This is a genomic window from Spiroplasma endosymbiont of Apeira syringaria (genome assembly GCF_964020205.1).
Classification (GTDB): domain Bacteria; phylum Bacillota_I; class Bacilli_A; order Mycoplasmatales; family VBWQ01; genus Spiroplasma_E; species Spiroplasma_E ixodetis_A.
On sequence record NZ_OZ026543.1, the window covers coordinates 322,395 to 339,508 of the forward strand.

The window sequence follows — 17,114 nt, forward strand, 5'->3', positions numbered from 1 at the left end:
AAATAACAAAAACTTAATATTAAGTTTTTTAAACTAATTACTTTAATTTTAAAAGTAAATAATTTTTTTATATTTAAAAAGGAAGATGGAAGAAAAATGTGGATGGGTTACACTTTATTGGACACTAATTACATAGACAAGTGAACAAAGAAAGGAACTATAATTATGGCCAATATTAACTCATATACCGATGAATTTAAAAAACAAATAGTAGCTTTATATCAAAGTGGCAAATCAGTATCTTGCCTTGTTAAAGAATATAATGTTACAAGAGCAGCTACTTACAATTGAATTAAGCAATTTACTAATTCAGGTAGTTTTAAAACTAAAGATAATCGTTCTGTTGAAGAAAATGAATTAATTAAATTAAGAAAAGAATTAAAACAATTAAGAATGGAAAATGATATTTTAAAGCAAGCAGCACTAATAATAGGCAGAAAGTAGATATTATTGCAAATAATAAATCTAAATATAAAATTCGCACAATGTGTCATTTTTTAAAAATCTCTAAATCAACATATTATTTTAATTTAAAGAAAAAAGAAAATAAAATCAAAAATAATATTTATGATGAAGCTGTTATTAGTGCTTTTAAAGAAAATAAAGAAGTTTATGGTACTAGAAGATTAAAAGTCATTCTAGAAAACCAAGAAATTTATTTATCAAGACGAAAAATTAAAGAAATTATGAATAAACATAATTTAATATCAAAATACACTAAATTATCATTCAAAAATTATCATAATAAAGTCAATGATAGTCAAATAACCAATCTTGTTAATAGAAACTTTAATAATAGAGTTAAAAATGAAGTTATTGTTAGTGATTTAACTTATGTTCAAGTAAATGGTAAGTGAAACTATATTTGTTTATTAATTGACCTATTTAACCGCGAAATAATTGGACATAGTGTAGGTACTAAAAAAGATGCATCATTAGTATATCAAGCATTTATGCACTCAAATCGCTGTTTAAAAGATATTCAAATATTTCATAGTGATCGCGGTAATGAATTTAATAATAAAATTATTGATAAACTTTTACTAGCATTCAATATTAATCGCTCTTTAAGCAAAAAAGGTTGTCCTTATGATAACGCTGTTGCTGAAGCAACCTTTAAAACTTTCAAAACCGAATTTATTAATGATAAAAATTTTACATCATTAATCCAATTAAAATTAGAATTATTTGATTACATCAATTGATATAACAACATAAGAATTCACGGCACTTTAAACTACTTAACTCCAGTTAATTATCAAAAACAAATGTCTACCAAAAAATAGTCCTAAAAAGGGTTGCCATTCCACAATGAAATGAAGAAATGAAAAATAAAAGTAATCAAAATGCTGGAAGTTCTCATTGAGATAGAAAACAAAATAGTAATCCTTTTAGTTCTCCATTTAAATAAAATTAAATATAACTATATAAAAAGAAGAGTGAAATTTCACTCTTCTTTGTTATATTTATTAATTTTAATAATTAAGATATAAATAAAGTCTCTTCAGTAGCAAATTTAATATCACCAATTGATATTTTTACTTTTATGGTATTTCCTTTAACAAAATTTCCTGTACCTTCTGCAGATTCACTAACTTTAATTTTTAAAGCACCTTGTTTAATAAGGTCAGCAATACTTTTTACTGTTTTACCTTCAAGTTCAGTAGTTTTAAAATATTGTGTTAAATCTGTACCAACTGGAAATTTTGCTTTTGGTTCCCCAACTGCAAATCCAGGAATAGATTCAAAATTAGCATTTGATATTGTAGTTGGTAAAATTGATGTAACTAATCCTTGATCTGATTGACCCAAAATATCTAATGAGAAATTATCACCTAATGACTTATTATTTTTTTGAAAATTAAAAATTAGTGTTCCACCAGTAACTACATAATCAGCATTATCTGCCTTCTTAGAAATTGCAGGTGAATATGATTGAACATTGATACTAATTTCATTTGTTTTTTTAACCTCAAATATTCTGTTTTCACCTTCACCAGTTTTTGCTTCAATTTTTAAAACATTAACTAAAAAATTCGCAGCATCATTTGACTTAGCTTTTTGCTCACCAGTATCACCTTTTAATAAAGCTGTCGCAGTAATTGCTAATTGTTCAGATTTTCATGATGCTAATTTACTAGTTGCATTAATATCAATACTCAATTTAATTAGTGAATTAGCATTTGTATCTAAAAAAACAAAATCTTTTTTAACTTGAACATCCATTTCTTTAGTTGGTGTAGGATTTGGATTTGCTCCTCCTCCACAAGCCACAACTGAACTTGCTGCAACAGTACTTAAACTAACTGCTCCTAATAATTTTAACAACGTTTTTATATTTCTCATAATCGTTCCTCCTCAAAAATTTTTTTCCAAAAATAAAAATTATTTTCTGTTATTATTATACATTCTTTTTTTCAGTATACATAATTTTTATAGTAAAAGTCATTTTTTAGTGTTATTTATTCTTTTAAGAAAAAAAATATGTAATTTTATATTAATTAATAAATATTTTTTATTTTTATATAACGATTTACAATAAAAACTATCTGGTAACTTAATACTTCCTGAAACACTATTTCATAAATTTTTAATAACAGGAATTGATATTCCTGCTAACATGGCACCCATCAAAAATTGAGGAAAATTACCACTAACTGCCTGACACTCTTGATCAGTCATTGGTTCTAAATCTTCTAAAATCATATTTATCAACCTCCTAAAACTTATTTTTATTTAAAAAATAGTTTTTTCCTTTTTAAATTTTATAAGTTTAAAAAAATTAAAAAAAAGAATATTTTATTTGATACTCAAATAAAATATTCCTTTAACTAAAAATTTTAATTGTTAATAATTACAATAAATTAAATTTAAACTATTTTTATAATTTCTAAAATATTAATTAAAATTTTTGCTTATATATAAGTACCCTTCAGTTCCTGCTGCATATAAATTATCACCTTGATCAGTTGTTAAAGCAAGAATATGTTCTCAACCATTTTCTATTCCTATCATTTTATAAAATATAGATGAGTCTTTTACTTTTTTATAAACTTCATTTGAATCAACACCAATAAATAAACTACCTTCTTTATCTATTACTAAACGTTTAATTTCATGGCCTGTTTCTAACATTTTAGCATACATACTACCATTATCAATTTTATAAACATTACCATTATCAGATCCAGCAAAAATATTATTTGTACTATCTATTACTAAACTTTTCATTGACCCAGCATCATCTCGTTGTTTAATTAATTTAAATTCACTTATACCATCATAGCTTTTATAAATTTTACCACGATTATCAGCACCCGCATAAACAGAACCATCTTCACCTACTGCTAAACTATTAATATAATCATGTGTTCCTAACATATGATTAACATTACCATTTTTATCAATGCTATATACACCATCATCGTTACCAGCATAAACAATGCCGGTTTTTTTATTAACTGTTAAAGCTCATATTCAATTTGTTGAATCTGGCAATGAAATTTTTGGGAGCGTGTCGAAGATGTCGATAACTAATCATTTTCAAAAATAAAAACTTTCTTTTTTTACCCTTGAATTAAAAATAAATGACAAAAGACGAGAATAAAATTCTTGTCTTTTTTTGTAATTGTAAAATTTTAAAATTTTTAATAAATCTCTTTAACGCTATTATCAACACGTGTTAGGGAACTAAAAAAGTGAAATACAACACAGTTGTTAAAAATAGTAGCTAGCATGTGGACTTGCATGGATAAATAAAAAGTGGAGTGATACCTAATAAATTATACTAACCATTAATGGTAATTCTTGGGGTGGGAGCGAATTGGAAACTAGTATATATAGACCTGCTTAGGGAACCTACTATATTAAAATTCTATTTTTTATTTAACCAACCTTGCCACTCCCCAGTGAGCAAGTGTTGGTTTTATTTTTTATTTTTTTGAAAAAATTTTTGGGCGAGAAAATAAATTTCAAACTTGTAAAAAAAATTGAGCGGTGCCGGTTCAATTAAAATATTAATTTGTTTAACACAAATTAAATAAATATTGAATCGAATGCCTCAATGTTTTTTAAAATTTCATAATTTATTTTTGAGCCCATAATTTCTGGAATTAATAAAACGAATAGTAGTATTATTAATAATCTAAAAATCAAAATATATGTTCTTTATGCTAGAAGCAACAGAACATATTAGGAAAGGATTATTATGCAAATAGAATTTAAAAAAGAACAAATTGTTAAAGATAAACCACAATCTATTCTTATTGATTATGTTGAATATAAATTATCACTTCCAAAATGAATGATTAAAAATAATTCTTTTATTGTTGATAATAATTACACATATTGAGTTTTTAATTCTGAAAATATTAAAAGAGAATTAAATGGTGATGAATTAACAAAATTATTAGAACCATATATTTCTGAACAGAAAATAACTGTTAATAAACCAACTGCTCCAAAAGAATATTATCTTAATGATATAAAACTTGAACCATTAACATTTTATGAACAGCATAATAGTTGATTTATGGGTGAAATAACAGATAACAAAACAAAAATTACTAATCCTTGTTTTAAATATAACATTACGTGAGAAGAAAACAGAAAAGGTTTTAAAATAAATAATCAATATAAACAAGATGATTTACCAATTAATTATATAGTTACTTCTTATAAGGAAATTTCAACTCATAATGAAAAAGTATTTTTGTTGAACATGTAAAAAAAATAAATTAGATTATTTATTCTTTAATACTAATGATATAAAAACAAGAAAATATTTTTTAAGAGATAAAAATAGTAAAGCGATTTGTTATGACTGTATTTTAAATATTAGGTTAAGTAGGAGGTATAAATATGGATAAAGAATATTTAACTAAAAGAGGAACGATTCGCATACCAGACAGTGATGATATTGAATTTAAAATAGGACTAATTAAACTGATTGATGATTTAAAAAAAGATAATTTAGTTTGTGGTCATAAAGAATTTATTGAAGAATGTAAATATTGTTGATGTAATTGTGATTTAGAAATTATTAAAACAGTTATTAGAGGTTAATTTAATTAATGCAATATGACTTAATTATTGGTATTGACCCCGCTGGTATTGGTAATAATGGAATTGTTATATATTCAAATGAAACCAATAATATTATTTTTAATGAAACATTTAAAACTAAAACAGTTTTAGAAAGTAAAAATTTGTATAAAAAATACTTTTTATTAATTAAAAAACATTCTGATAATAAAAAAATATTAGTTATTGTCGAAAATTTCTTTTTAAATTCAAAACAATTATTAACTAATCCATTAGCAACTCCTAAAACTATTGGTACATTAATGGTATTAGTAGAAGATGTTATGAATTGAGATTATTTAGGAAGTGAACCAAAAAATAAAACTAAAATAGAAAATTATAAAGGAAATATAAAATTAACAAAACATGAACAAGATGCATATAAGCATATTAAATATTATTTAAGGAATTATAAAAATGAAAGAGAAAGCCAATTATGTCAAATTAACAGTAAAACTGAGTAACACTATTGAAACAAAATATTACGATTCATTCCTTAAAAAATGCTTTTTTGGAAATGTTTAGTAATCTGTGTAACTTACAAAAATAACTATGTTTAATTAATTCTAGTAAATATAATTAAATGACTAGAAAGAGTGATTTACAGATGGCTAAAAAAGATAACTTTAATAATAATGATCCAATATCAAAAGCAGTAGATTTATTACTAGAAAATACTGAAGATTTAACAACAGTTTTTAAACCTGGCGGTTTATATAAAGAATTAACAAAAAGATTAGTTGAAAAAATGTTGAATTCTGAAATGCAAAATTATTTAGGATATGAAAAAAATCAACATAGTACTACTGAAAATGCTCGTAATGGTACAAGTTCAAAAAAATTAATAACTCAACAAGGTAAAATTGAAATTGATGTACCAAGAGATCGCAATAGTAATTTTACTCCTGTAATAGTTCCTAAAAGGCAAAGAAGATTTGATGGTTTTGATCAACAAGTTCTTTCCTTGTATGCAAAAGGAATGACATTATCTGACATTAGAATGCAGTTGCAAGAGTTATATCATGGTGCTGATATTAGTGAAAGTGTTATTAGTCAAATTACTGATGATGTTATTGATGATGTTAAAGCATGACAAAATCGACCATTAGAAAGTATTTATCCTATTGTTTATTTTGATTGTATAGTAGTTAAAGTACGACAAGATAAACGGATTATTAACAAATCAGTTTATATAGCATTAGGAGTTGATTTAGAAGGCAAAAAAGATGTTTTAGGATTATGAATTAGTGAAAATGAAGGTTCTAAGTTTTGATTATCTAATTTCACAGAAATGAAAAATCGTGGCTTAAATGATATTCTTATTGCTTGTAGTGATAATTTAACAGGCATGTCAGAAGCAATACAATCAGTTTATCCTAAAACAGAACATCAATTATGCATTGTTCATCAAATTAGAAATAGTTTAAAATATGTTTCATACAAACATCGAAAAGGTCTAGTTGCAGATTTAAAACCAATTTATAGTGCATGTAGTGAAGAACAAGCAATGCAAGCTTTAGAATCGTTTGAAAGTAAATGAAATAAACAATATCCTCAAATTACTAAATCTTGATATAAAAATTGAGATAATTTAATGGTTTTTATTAGTTATCCAGTAGAAATCAAAAGAGTGATTTATACTACAAATGCTATTGAATCTGTTAATAGTCAATTACGAAAAATCATCAGAAATAAAAAAGTTTTTCCTAATGATATGGCAGTTTTCAAAATATTTTACTTGGCAATTGAAAATATAACAAAAAAATGAACATTGCCTATTCAAAATTGAAATACAGCAATTGCTCATTTTATGATAAAATTTGAAGATAGAATTAATCTAAACTAGTACTTTATAAAACAAAGATACACAGATTATTAAAAAGCCTCAATTTTTTTGAACTTGTACCATTACGAGCATTTTCAGTAGTACTATGTTGATTTTTTTCATATCCTAAATAATTTTGCATTTCAGAATTCAACATTTTTTCAACTAATCTTTTTGTTAATTCTTTATATAAACCGCCAGGTTTAAAAACTGTTGTTAAATCTTCAGTATTTTCTAATAATAAATCTACTGCTTTTGATATTGGATCATTATTATTAAAGTTATCTTTTTTAGCCATCTGTAACTCACTCTTTCTAGTCATTTAATTATATTTACTAGAATTAATTAAACATAGTTATTTTTGTAAGTTACACAGATTACTAAACATTTCCTAATAATCCGTTTATCTTGTCGTACTTTAACTACTATACAATCAAAATAAACAATAGGATAAATACTTTCTAATGGTCGATTTTGTCATGCTTTAACATCATCAATAACATCATCAGTAATTTGACTAATAACACTTTCACTAATATCAGCACCATGATATAACTCTTGCAACTGCATTCTAATGTCAGATAATGTCATTCCTTTTGCATACAAGGAAAGAACTTGTTGATCAAAACCATCAAATCTTCTTTGCCTTTTAGGAACTATTACAGGAGTAAAATTACTATTGCGATCTCTTGGTACATCAATTTCAATTTTACCTTGTTGAGTTATTAATTTTTTTGAACTTGTACCATTACGAGCATTTTCAGTAGTAGTATGTTGATTTTTTTCATATCCTAAATAATTTTGCATTTCAGAATTCAACATTTTTTCAACTAATCTTTTTGTTAATTCTTTATATAAACCGCCAGGTTTAAAAACTGTTGTTAAATCTTCAGTATTTTCTAGTAATAAATCTACTGCTTTTGATATTGGATCATTATTATTAAAGTTATCTTTTTTAGCCATCTGTAACTCACTCTTTCTAGTCATTTAATTATATTTACTAGAATTAATTAAACATATGGATGGGTTACACTTTATTGTACACTAATTACGTAGACAAGTGAACAAAGAAAGGAACTATAATTATGGCCAATATTAACTCATATACCGATGAATTTAAAAAACAAATAGTAGCTTTATATCAAAGTGGCAAATCAGTATCTTGCCTTGCTAAAGAATATAATGTTACAAGAGCAGCTACTTACAATTGAATTAAGCAATTTACTAATTCAGGTAGTTTTAAAACTAAAGATAATCGTTCTGTTGAAGAAAATGAATTAATTAAATTAAGAAAAGAATTAAAACAATTAAGAATGGAAAATGATATTTTAAAGCAAGCAGCACTAATAATAGGCAGAAAATAGAAATTATTGTCAAAAATAAAGTTAAATATAAAATTCGCACAATGTGTCATTTTTTAAAAATCTCTAAATCAACATATTATTTTAATTTAAAGAAAAAAGAAAATAAAATCAAAAATAATATTTATGATGAAGCTGTTATTAGTGCTTTTAAAGAAAATAAAGAAGTTTATGGTACTAGAAGATTAAAAGTCATTCTAGAAAACCAAGAAATTTATTTATCAAGACGAAAAATTAAAGAAATTATGAATAAACATAATTTAATATCAAAATACACTAAATTATCATACAAAAATCATAATAACAAAGTTAACGATAGTCCAATAAACAATCTTGTTGATAGAAACTTTAATAATAGAGTTAAAAATGAAGTTATTGTTAGTGATTTAACTTATGTTCAAGTAAATGGTAAGTGAAACTATATTTGTTTATTAATTGACCTATTTAACCGCGAAATAATTGGACATAGTGTAGGTACTAAAAAAGATGCATCATTAGTATATCAAGCATTTATGCACTCAAATCGCTGTTTAAAAGATATTCAAATATTTCATAGTGATCGCGGTAATGAATTTAATAATAAAATTATTGATAAACTTTTACTAGCATTCAATATTAATCGCTCTTTAAGCAAAAAAGGTTGTCCTTATGATAACGCTGTTGCTGAAGCAACCTTTAAAACTTTCAAAACCGAATTTATTAATGATAAAAATTTTACATCATTAATCCAATTAAAATTAGAATTATTTGATTACATCAATTGATATAACAACATAAGAATTCACAGCACTTTAAACTACTTAACTCCAGTTAATTATCAAAAACAAATGTCTACCAAAAAATAGTCCTAAAAAAGGTTGCCATTCCAATAGTTATTTTTGTAAGTTACACAGATTACTAAACATTTCCTACCGATGTTGTCAATAATATTCAAATTTGTCTTTAAATTATAAGATTAGACGAGAATAATTTAGACTTCAATAGAGTATCTACAGTTAACTTTGTAAATTATAATCCTTTTAATCTTTAAACAAAAAAACGTAAGTATTACTTACGATTTCTATTTTGTTTACGTTCATTTTCAGTCAAGAATTTTTTACGCATACGAATATTTTGTGGTGTTACTTCAACTAATTCATCGCTAGCAATAAATTCTAAAGATTCTTCTAAACTAAAAATAGTTGGTGGTGTTAATCTAACAGCTTCATCATTACCTGAACTTCTAGTATTTGTTAATTGTTTTGCTTTGCAAGGATTAACATCTAAATCTTTATCACGATTACTTAAACCAATAATCATTCCTTCATACACTTTAGTTTGTGGTTTAACAAATAAAGTACCACGTTCTTCTAAAGAATTTAAAGCATAAGGTAATGTTGTCCCTGTAATCATACTTACTAGAACGCCATTTCTATTATTATTAATTTCGCCTTTTAATGGTTCATATGTAAGGAAACTACGAACCATAACACCCGTTCCACGAGTAATATTAACGTATTGACGACCAAATCCAATTAATCCTCTTGTTGGAATATGAAAAATAATTTTATCACGAACATTATCAGAATCCATATTAGTCATAATACCTTTTCTTAGATTTAAATTATTAATAACAGTACTACTATATTCAGTAGGATGATTTAAAATAATTTCTTCGACTGGTTCAGTGGTGTGTCCTTTTTCATCTTTTTTAAATACTACTTCCGGTTTAGAAATACCTAATTCAAAGCCTTCGCGACGCATATTTTCAATTAAAACAGATAAATGTAATTCACCACGACCAAAAACTTTAAAACCATCAGCATTACTTCCGGATAATTGTTCTATTTTTAAACCAACATTAGTTTCTAATTCTCTTGTTAAACGTTCTTTAATTTTATTACTAGTTACTAGTTTACCTTCAGTTCCAGAAAATGGTGAATTATTGACAAGGAAATTCATTGACATTGTTGGAGCCTGTATTGTAATTGGTTCCATTGACACAACATTATCTTTATCACAAATAGTATTACCAATTGTTATATTTTCAATACCCGCTATGCAAACAATATCACCAGCAACAGCGTTTTTAACAGCTACTCGTTTTAATCCTTGATAAACAAATAAATATTTTACTTTTGCTTTTCTTTTTAAATCATAATCATCAACAACAATTATTTCTTGTCCTTCAGAAATAGTACTTTGAAATAATCTACCAATTCCAATTCTACCAATAAAACTATCATAATCTAATGAACTAATTTGCATTTGTAAAGGCTCATTATATTTTACTAATTTAGAAATTTTAGCATGTTTAATAATTGTTTCAAATAATGGTTCTAAATTTTCGCTTGGTTGATTCAATTCATATTGGGCAATACCTTGTTTAGTAATTCCATAAAGTGTTGGAAAGTCTAACTGTTCATCATTAGCATTTAATTCCATAAAAAGTTCTAATACTTCATCTTTTACTTCTTCAATTCTTTGGTCCTTTTTATCAATTTTGTTAATCATTAAAATTGGATTTAAGTTATGTTCTAGTGCTTTTTGCAATACAAAACGAGTTTGTGGCATTGGTCCTTCAACACTATCAACTAGTAAAATAACACAGTCTACTGTTTTCATAATTCTTTCAACTTCAGAGGAAAAGTCAGCATGACCAGGTGTATCAATAATATTAATTTTTGTATTACCATGCATGATTGAACAATTTTTAGAATAAATAGTAATTCCTCGTTGACGTTCTTGATCATTACTATCCATTATTTGTTCAACAATAACTTGGTTTTGATGAAAAATATTTGATTGCTTTAATAAAGCATCAACTAATGTTGACTTTCCAACATCGACGTGTGCTATCACTGCAATATTAATAATTTTTTGTTCAGCAGAAACTTTTTCTTGTTCAGACATTATTCATTCTCCGTTATTCTTAAATTTTGACATTATATAAATTATACGCAATATTTTTAAATTTAGTAAAATAATTAAAAAAATAATTTATTTAAAATGATTTTTTGACATATAATAATTATCTAAATCTTATGATTTGTGATTTTTTTTCATTTTCATCAGTTTTGTTTCTATATTTACTTTTATCATTATTATTTAAAAAATTATTTTGTTGTATTTGTTGGGTTAATAAATATGTTTGTATATCATTAAAATTATTTGTATATATAAAACTGCTACTAGGTTTTGATATTTTTATCGGACTTCTCCCCACATGTACTTGTGGAGGGAATAATGAAACTGAATGAATTCAAAAATGCTTTTCAAACTGAACAGCAATGTCTTGCATATATAGCAAATTTGAAAGAAAACAAATGTATTAGGTGTTTTAATTTTAATTTGAATACTTCTGATTTAAAAAGAATGAGATGTTTAAAATGTAATCAAACATTTAGCATTCTCACAGGCACCATATTTTCAAGGTCACAAACATCTTTAACATCTTGGTTTTATCTTATCTTTAGATGAATAAACACCAAACATGGAATTCCATCAACAGATATTGCAAAAGAATTGGGAGTGACTTTGAAAACTGCTTGAAGAATGACTCATAAAATCAGAACACGTATTGCAAAACAAAAACCTCAATTTATTGTTGAAGGTACAGTGCAAATTGATGAAATGTATCTTTCACATATGGGTTTTAAAAAACAAGGAAGATCCTTGGTGAATAAAACCTTGATTGTTGGCATTTATCAAAAAACAACCAATAATTTAATTGTGAAAGTATTGAAAAACGCAAAGAGTAAAAATATTTTGCAGTTTGCAAAAAACCACATTTCTTCAAAATGTCTTGTATATACTGATTCTTGAAAAGGATATTGCGATTTTAAATCAGTTTTCACTAAGCATGAAACAGTTAACCATCAAGATGGCTATGTTTCAAAAATTGGTGTAAATACCAACCAAATTGAATCAGTTTGAAAACATATAAGAAGAACATTTAAAACACATATCAAAGTTGCAAAACATCATGTTCATTTATATGCTAAAGAAGCTGCATATAAATTCAACAAGATACCTAGTTTTGAAACTGTAATTCTATGTTTGATTTAAAAATGTGGGGAGAAGTCCGTAGATAGGCTTTTCTCAGCATTTATGTGATAAAATTAAAATAGTACATAAAGGGAGAAAAGCCATTTTTATTTCAATAAATAAAGGAAATGTTTAGTAATCTGTGTAACTTACAAAAATAACTATGTTTAATTAATTCTAGTAAATATAATTAAATGACTAGAAAGAGTGAGTTACAGATGGCTAAAAAAGATAACTTTAATAATAATGATCCAATATCAAAAGCAGTAGATTTATTACTAGAAAATACTGAAGATTTAACAACAGTTTTTAAACCTGGCGGTTTATATAAAGAATTAACAAAAAGATTAGTTGAAAAAATGTTGAATTCTGAAATGCAAAATTATTTAGGATATGAAAAAAATCAACATAGTACTACTGAAAATGCTCGTAATGGTACAAGTTCAAAAAAATTAATAACTCAACAAGGTAAAATTGAAATTGATGTACCAAGAGATCGCAATAGTAATTTTACTCCTGTAATAGTTCCTAAAAGGCAAAGAAGATTTGATGGTTTTGATCAACAAGTTCTTTCCTTGTATGCAAAAGGAATGACATTATCTGACATTAGAATGCAGTTGCAAGAGTTATATCATGGTGCTGATATTAGTGAAAGTGTTATTAGTCAAATTACTGATGATGTTATTGATGATGTTAAAGCATGACAAAATCGACCATTAGAAAGTATTTATCCTATTGTTTATTTTGATTGTATAGTAGTTAAAGTACGACAAGATAAACGGATTATTAACAAATCAGTTTATATAGCATTAGGAGTTGATTTAGAAGGCAAAAAAGATGTTTTAGGATTATGAATTAGTGAAAATGAAGGTTCTAAGTTTTGATTATCTAATTTCACAGAAATGAAAAATCGTGGCTTAAATGATATTCTTATTGCTTGTAGTGATAATTTAACAGGCATGTCAGAAGCAATACAATCAGTTTATCCTAAAACAGAACATCAATTATGCATTGTTCATCAAATTAGAAATAGTTTAAAATATGTTTCATACAAACATCGAAAAGGTCTAGTTGCAGATTTAAAACCAATTTATAGTGCATGTAGTGAAGAACAAGCAATGCAAGCTTTATAATCGTTTGAAAGTAAATGAAATAAACAATATCCTCAAATTACTAAATCTTGATATAAAAATTGAGATAATTTAATGGTTTTTATTAGTTATCCAGTAGAAATCAAAAGAGTGATTTATACTACAAATGCTATTGAATCTGTTAATAGTCAATTACGAAAAATCATCAGAAATAAAAAAGTTTTTCCTAATGATATGGCAGTTTTCAAAATATTTTACTTGGCAATTGAAAATATAACAAAAAAATGAACATTGCCTATTCAAAATTGAAATACAGCAATTGCTCATTTTATGATAAAATTTGAAGATAGAATTAATCTAAACTAGTACTTTATAAAACAAAGATACACAGATTATTAAAAAGCCTCAATTTTTTTGAACTTGTACCATTACTAGCATTTTCAGTAGTACTATGTTGATTTTTTTCATATCCTAAATAATTTTGCATTTCAGAATTCAACATTTTTTCAACTAATCTTTTTGTTAATTCTTTATATAAACCGCCAGGTTTAAAAACTGTTGTTAAATCTTCAGTATTTTCTAATAATAAATCTACTGCTTTTGATATTGGATCATTATTATTAAAGTTATCTTTTTTAGCCATCTGTAACTCACTCTTTCTAGTCATTTAATTATATTTACTAGAATTAATTAAACATAGTTATTTTTGTAAGTTACACAGATTACTAAACATTTCCAAGAACTCCAATTGGAGTTAAAAAAACTGCTGAATTTGTTAAAGAACATTGTCAAAAATTTTATGAAAATATTGAACAAGCAAAAATTATTATTTGTGGTGATAGTGCAGGATGAATTAAAGAAGTTGCTGATTATTTAGGTGCACAGTTTGTTTTAGATAAATTTCATTTAATTAGAACATTATATCTTGGAATAATGGCTGGAAATAAAGAAAAATATTTAGAAGAATATAATCATTGTAAATATTTAATTAATAATGGTCAATATGAACAATTAATTAACTATTTATATAATCAATTAGATAATCATAAAAAATTTAAAAAAACAATACTTTAAAAATAATAAAGAAGGTATTGAAAATCAAGGTGCAAAATCAAATATTGGTTGCTTTACTGAAACTAATATTTGACATGTTTTAAAAGAAATGCTTGGTAATAGAACATATAATATTTTAATTTATATTAAAATGGTTATTTTTAAATGTAATAAGATAAATTTAGAAACATAATTTTAATGAATGTAATAATTATTGATTATTTCACAATTTTGAATAGCATCTCAAAAATTATTATTTTTTAATTTTGTTTTGAAACCAATAATGAAAAAAGTTAATGATATAGTTATAAAAAATAAAATTGGAAGTAAAAATAAAACCAAAAAAATGCCACTTCGTAATTCAGTTCATTCATAAAAATTTTCTTTAATATGATGAGTTCCAAAATTATAAAAATATTTTGCAGAATGCTCTATGATAAAACTTAATTGAAAGTGTTTTAACATATAAAATCCATCAATACAATTTAATTTTTTGTTTAAATAAAAAAGATTAAAATGACTAAAATCTATTAATATTAATCCTATAATTAAAGTTAAAATAGTAAAAATAAATAATAATACAGTTAATAACTGTAATTTTTTAAGTGCTTTAATTTTCATTTTTAAATTCTCCTTAATTTTACTTCATAATTTTAACACTTACTAAACTTAATTATAAGTATTTTAGTTGAAATATTTTTTAAAAAATAGTAATATAAATGTACAATTTCATAAAAATCCAAATTATTTCTTGTCTAAAATTATAATAAGACTATATGAATTAATTTAGGCTTTTCTCCCTTTATGTACTATTTTAATTTTATCACATAAATGCTGAGAAAAGCCTATCTACGGACTTCTCCCCACATTTTTAAATCAAACATAGCATTACAGTTTCAAAACTAGGTATCTTGTTGAATTTATATGCAGCTTCTTTAGCATATAAATGAACATGATGTTTTGCAACTTTGATATGTGTTTTAAATGTTCTTCTTATATGTTTTCAAACTGATTCAATTTGGTTGGTATTTACACCAATTTTTGAAACATAGCCATCTTGATGGTTAACTGTTTCATGCTTAGTGAAAACTGATTTAAAATCGCAATATCCTTTTCAAGAATCAGTATATACAAGACATTTTGAAGAAATGTGGTTTTTTGCAAACTGCAAAAGATTTTTACTCTTTGCGTTTTTCAATACTTTCACAATTAAATTATTGGTTGTTTTTTGATAAATGCCAACAATCAAGGTTTTATTCACCAAGGATCTTCCTTGTTTTTTAAAACCCATATGTGAAAGATACATTTCATCAATTTGCACTGTACCTTCAACAATAAATTGAGGTTTTTGTTTTGCAATACGTGTTCTGATTTTATGAGTCATTCTTCAAGCAGTTTTCAAAGTCACTCCCAATTCTTTTGCAATATCTGTTGATGGAATTCCATGTTTGGTGTGGAATGGCAACCCTTTTTAGGACTATTTTTTGGTAGACATTTGTTTTTGATAATTAACTGGAGTTAAGTAGTGGAATGGCAACCCTTTTTAGGACTATTTTTTGGTAGACATTTGTTTTTGATAATTAACTGGAGTTAAGTAGTTTAAAGTGCCGTGAATTCTTATGTTGTTATATCAATTGATGTAATCAAATAATTCGAATTTTAATTGGATTAATGATGTAAAATTTTTATCATTAATAAATTCGGTTTTGAAAGTTTTAAAGGTTGCTTCAGCAACAGCGTTATCATAAGGACAACCTTTTTTGCTTAAAGAGCGATTAATATTGAATGCTAGTAAAAGTTTATCAATAATTTTATTATTAAATTCATTACCGCGATCACTATGAAATATTTGAATATCTTTTAAACAGCGATTTGAGTGCATAAATGCTTGATATACTAATGATGCATCTTTTTTAGTACCTACACTATGTCCAATTATTTCGCGGTTAAATAGGTCAATTAATAAACAAATATAGTTTCACTTACCATTTACTTGAACATAAGTTAAATCACTAACAATAACTTCATTTTTAACTCTATTATTAAAGTTTCTATTAACAAGATTGGTTATTTGACTATCATTGACTTTATTATGATAATTTTTGAATGATAATTTAGTGTATTTTGATATTAAATTATGTTTATTCATAATTTCTTTAATTTTTCGTCTTGATAAATAAATTTCTTGGTTTTCTAGAATGACTTTTAATCTTCTAGTACCATAAACTTCTTTATTTTTTTTAAAAGCACTAATAACAGCTTGTTCATAAATATTATTTTGAATTTTATTTTTTTTCTTTAAATTAAAATAATATGTTGATTTAGAGAGTTTTAAAAAATGACACATTGTGCGAATTTTATATTTAGATTTATTATTTGCAATAATCTCTACTTTCTGCCTATTATTAGTGCTGCTTGCTTTAAAATATCATTTTCCATTCTTAATTGTTTTAATTCTTTTCTTAATTTAATTAATTCATTTTCTTCAACAGAACGATTATCTTTAGTTTTAAAACTACCTGAATTAGTAAATTGCTTAATTCAATTGTAAGTAGCTGCTCTTGTAACATTATATTCTTTAACAAGGCAAGATACTGATTTGCCACTTTGATATAAAGCTACTATTTGTTTTTTAAATTCATCGGTATATGAGTTAATATTGGCCATAATTATAGT

Annotated in this window: 16 protein-coding genes and 4 pseudogenes; 9 read left to right on the forward strand and 11 right to left on the reverse strand. The window is 24.9% G+C overall.

The window, feature by feature from the left end; translation table 4 throughout:
• Nucleotides 1-165: 165 nt before the first annotated feature.
• A protein-coding gene (locus AACL02_RS02030) for an IS3 family transposase (protein WP_339042507.1) occupies nucleotides 166-1,286 on the forward strand; the annotation gives its coding sequence in 2 pieces (ribosomal slippage) (nucleotides 166-409 and nucleotides 409-1,286; 1,122 coding nt in all).
• Nucleotides 1,287-1,482: 196 nt separating this feature from the next.
• Here the strand turns inward: AACL02_RS02030 and AACL02_RS02035 are convergent.
• From AACL02_RS02035 to AACL02_RS02045, 3 genes are all read right to left on the reverse strand, one after another.
• The gene (locus AACL02_RS02035) at nucleotides 1,483-2,346 is read right to left on the reverse strand and encodes a hypothetical protein (protein ID WP_339042509.1); all 864 of its coding nucleotides are present in this window, start codon (nucleotides 2,344-2,346) and stop codon (nucleotides 1,483-1,485) included.
• A gap of 87 nt (nucleotides 2,347-2,433) precedes the next feature.
• Nucleotides 2,434-2,706, reverse strand: a complete 273-nt coding sequence (locus AACL02_RS02040; protein WP_338978999.1) for a hypothetical protein — start codon at nucleotides 2,704-2,706, stop codon at nucleotides 2,434-2,436.
• A 192-nt stretch (nucleotides 2,707-2,898) separates the two neighbouring features.
• Nucleotides 2,899-3,498, reverse strand: a complete 600-nt coding sequence (locus AACL02_RS02045) for a hypothetical protein (RefSeq protein WP_339042511.1) — start codon at nucleotides 3,496-3,498, stop codon at nucleotides 2,899-2,901.
• Between the two features lie 709 nt (nucleotides 3,499-4,207).
• On the opposite strand from AACL02_RS02045, the gene AACL02_RS02050 reads away from it, so the two are divergent.
• The 4 genes from AACL02_RS02050 to AACL02_RS02065 all read left to right on the forward strand — a co-directional run bounded on the left by AACL02_RS02050 (nucleotide 4,208) and on the right by AACL02_RS02065 (nucleotide 6,928).
• Nucleotides 4,208-4,726 carry a hypothetical protein gene (locus tag AACL02_RS02050; protein WP_339042513.1) on the forward strand — a complete coding sequence of 173 codons (519 nt, stop codon included), beginning with the start codon at nucleotides 4,208-4,210 and terminating at the stop codon, nucleotides 4,724-4,726.
• 134 nt (nucleotides 4,727-4,860) lie between these two features.
• A complete protein-coding gene (locus AACL02_RS02055) occupies nucleotides 4,861-5,064 on the forward strand; it encodes a hypothetical protein (RefSeq protein WP_339042303.1) in 204 nt (67 codons plus the stop codon).
• A gap of 8 nt (nucleotides 5,065-5,072) precedes the next feature.
• Nucleotides 5,073-5,546: a hypothetical protein gene (locus AACL02_RS02060; RefSeq protein ID WP_339042515.1), complete on the forward strand. Its 474-nt coding sequence runs from the start codon at nucleotides 5,073-5,075 to the stop codon at nucleotides 5,544-5,546.
• A 143-nt stretch (nucleotides 5,547-5,689) separates the two neighbouring features.
• Nucleotides 5,690-6,928: an IS256 family transposase gene (locus AACL02_RS02065; protein ID WP_281749630.1), complete on the forward strand. Its 1,239-nt coding sequence runs from the start codon at nucleotides 5,690-5,692 to the stop codon at nucleotides 6,926-6,928.
• 40 nt (nucleotides 6,929-6,968) lie between these two features.
• Here the strand turns inward: AACL02_RS02065 and AACL02_RS02070 are convergent.
• Both AACL02_RS02070 and AACL02_RS02075 read right to left on the reverse strand, forming a co-directional pair.
• Nucleotides 6,969-7,205 (reverse strand): annotated as a pseudogene (locus AACL02_RS02070) (transposase); the annotation flags it as partial.
• A gap of 71 nt (nucleotides 7,206-7,276) precedes the next feature.
• Nucleotides 7,277-7,870 (reverse strand): annotated as a pseudogene (locus tag AACL02_RS02075) (IS256 family transposase); the annotation flags it as partial.
• A gap of 122 nt (nucleotides 7,871-7,992) precedes the next feature.
• On the opposite strand from AACL02_RS02075, the gene AACL02_RS02080 reads away from it, so the two are divergent.
• Nucleotides 7,993-9,113, forward strand: a protein-coding gene (locus tag AACL02_RS02080; RefSeq protein ID WP_339040217.1) for an IS3 family transposase whose coding sequence is annotated in 2 segments (ribosomal slippage) — nucleotides 7,993-8,236 and nucleotides 8,236-9,113 — 1,122 coding nt in all. Because the reading frame shifts where the segments join, the coding sequence is not laid out codon by codon here.
• A 202-nt stretch (nucleotides 9,114-9,315) separates the two neighbouring features.
• Here AACL02_RS02080 and typA read toward each other — a convergent pair.
• Nucleotides 9,316-11,160, reverse strand: a complete 1,845-nt coding sequence (typA, locus tag AACL02_RS02085; protein ID WP_339042521.1) for a translational GTPase TypA — start codon at nucleotides 11,158-11,160, stop codon at nucleotides 9,316-9,318.
• A gap of 118 nt (nucleotides 11,161-11,278) precedes the next feature.
• Nucleotides 11,279-11,548, reverse strand: coding sequence for a hypothetical protein (locus tag AACL02_RS02090; protein ID WP_339042523.1), 270 nt, complete (start codon nucleotides 11,546-11,548; stop codon nucleotides 11,279-11,281).
• Between AACL02_RS02090 and AACL02_RS02095 the strand changes: the two genes are divergently transcribed.
• Nucleotides 11,494-12,315: an IS1595 family transposase gene (locus AACL02_RS02095; RefSeq protein WP_339042525.1), complete on the forward strand. Its 822-nt coding sequence runs from the start codon at nucleotides 11,494-11,496 to the stop codon at nucleotides 12,313-12,315. The genes AACL02_RS02090 and AACL02_RS02095 overlap by 55 nt on opposite strands.
• A gap of 197 nt (nucleotides 12,316-12,512) precedes the next feature.
• Nucleotides 12,513-13,751, forward strand: a pseudogene (locus tag AACL02_RS02100) (IS256 family transposase).
• 40 nt (nucleotides 13,752-13,791) lie between these two features.
• Here the strand turns inward: AACL02_RS02100 and AACL02_RS02105 are convergent.
• A pseudogene (locus AACL02_RS02105) lies at nucleotides 13,792-14,028 on the reverse strand (transposase); the annotation flags it as partial.
• 290 nt (nucleotides 14,029-14,318) lie between these two features.
• On the opposite strand from AACL02_RS02105, the gene AACL02_RS02110 reads away from it, so the two are divergent.
• Complete coding sequence (locus tag AACL02_RS02110) at nucleotides 14,319-14,459, forward strand: hypothetical protein (RefSeq protein ID WP_339042529.1); 141 nt, start codon at nucleotides 14,319-14,321, stop codon at nucleotides 14,457-14,459.
• A gap of 174 nt (nucleotides 14,460-14,633) precedes the next feature.
• Here the strand turns inward: AACL02_RS02110 and AACL02_RS02115 are convergent, their stop codons facing one another.
• From AACL02_RS02115 to AACL02_RS02125, 3 genes are all read right to left on the reverse strand, one after another.
• Nucleotides 14,634-15,059: a hypothetical protein gene (locus AACL02_RS02115; protein ID WP_281748373.1), complete on the reverse strand. Its 426-nt coding sequence runs from the start codon at nucleotides 15,057-15,059 to the stop codon at nucleotides 14,634-14,636.
• A gap of 250 nt (nucleotides 15,060-15,309) precedes the next feature.
• Complete coding sequence (locus AACL02_RS02120; protein ID WP_339042531.1) at nucleotides 15,310-15,903, reverse strand: IS1595 family transposase; 594 nt, start codon at nucleotides 15,901-15,903, stop codon at nucleotides 15,310-15,312.
• A gap of 84 nt (nucleotides 15,904-15,987) precedes the next feature.
• Nucleotides 15,988-17,105, reverse strand: a protein-coding gene (locus AACL02_RS02125; RefSeq protein WP_422397807.1) for an IS3 family transposase whose coding sequence is annotated in 2 segments (ribosomal slippage) — nucleotides 15,988-16,835 and nucleotides 16,835-17,105 — 1,119 coding nt in all. Because the reading frame shifts where the segments join, the coding sequence is not laid out codon by codon here.
• Nucleotides 17,106-17,114: the final 9 nt, after the last annotated feature.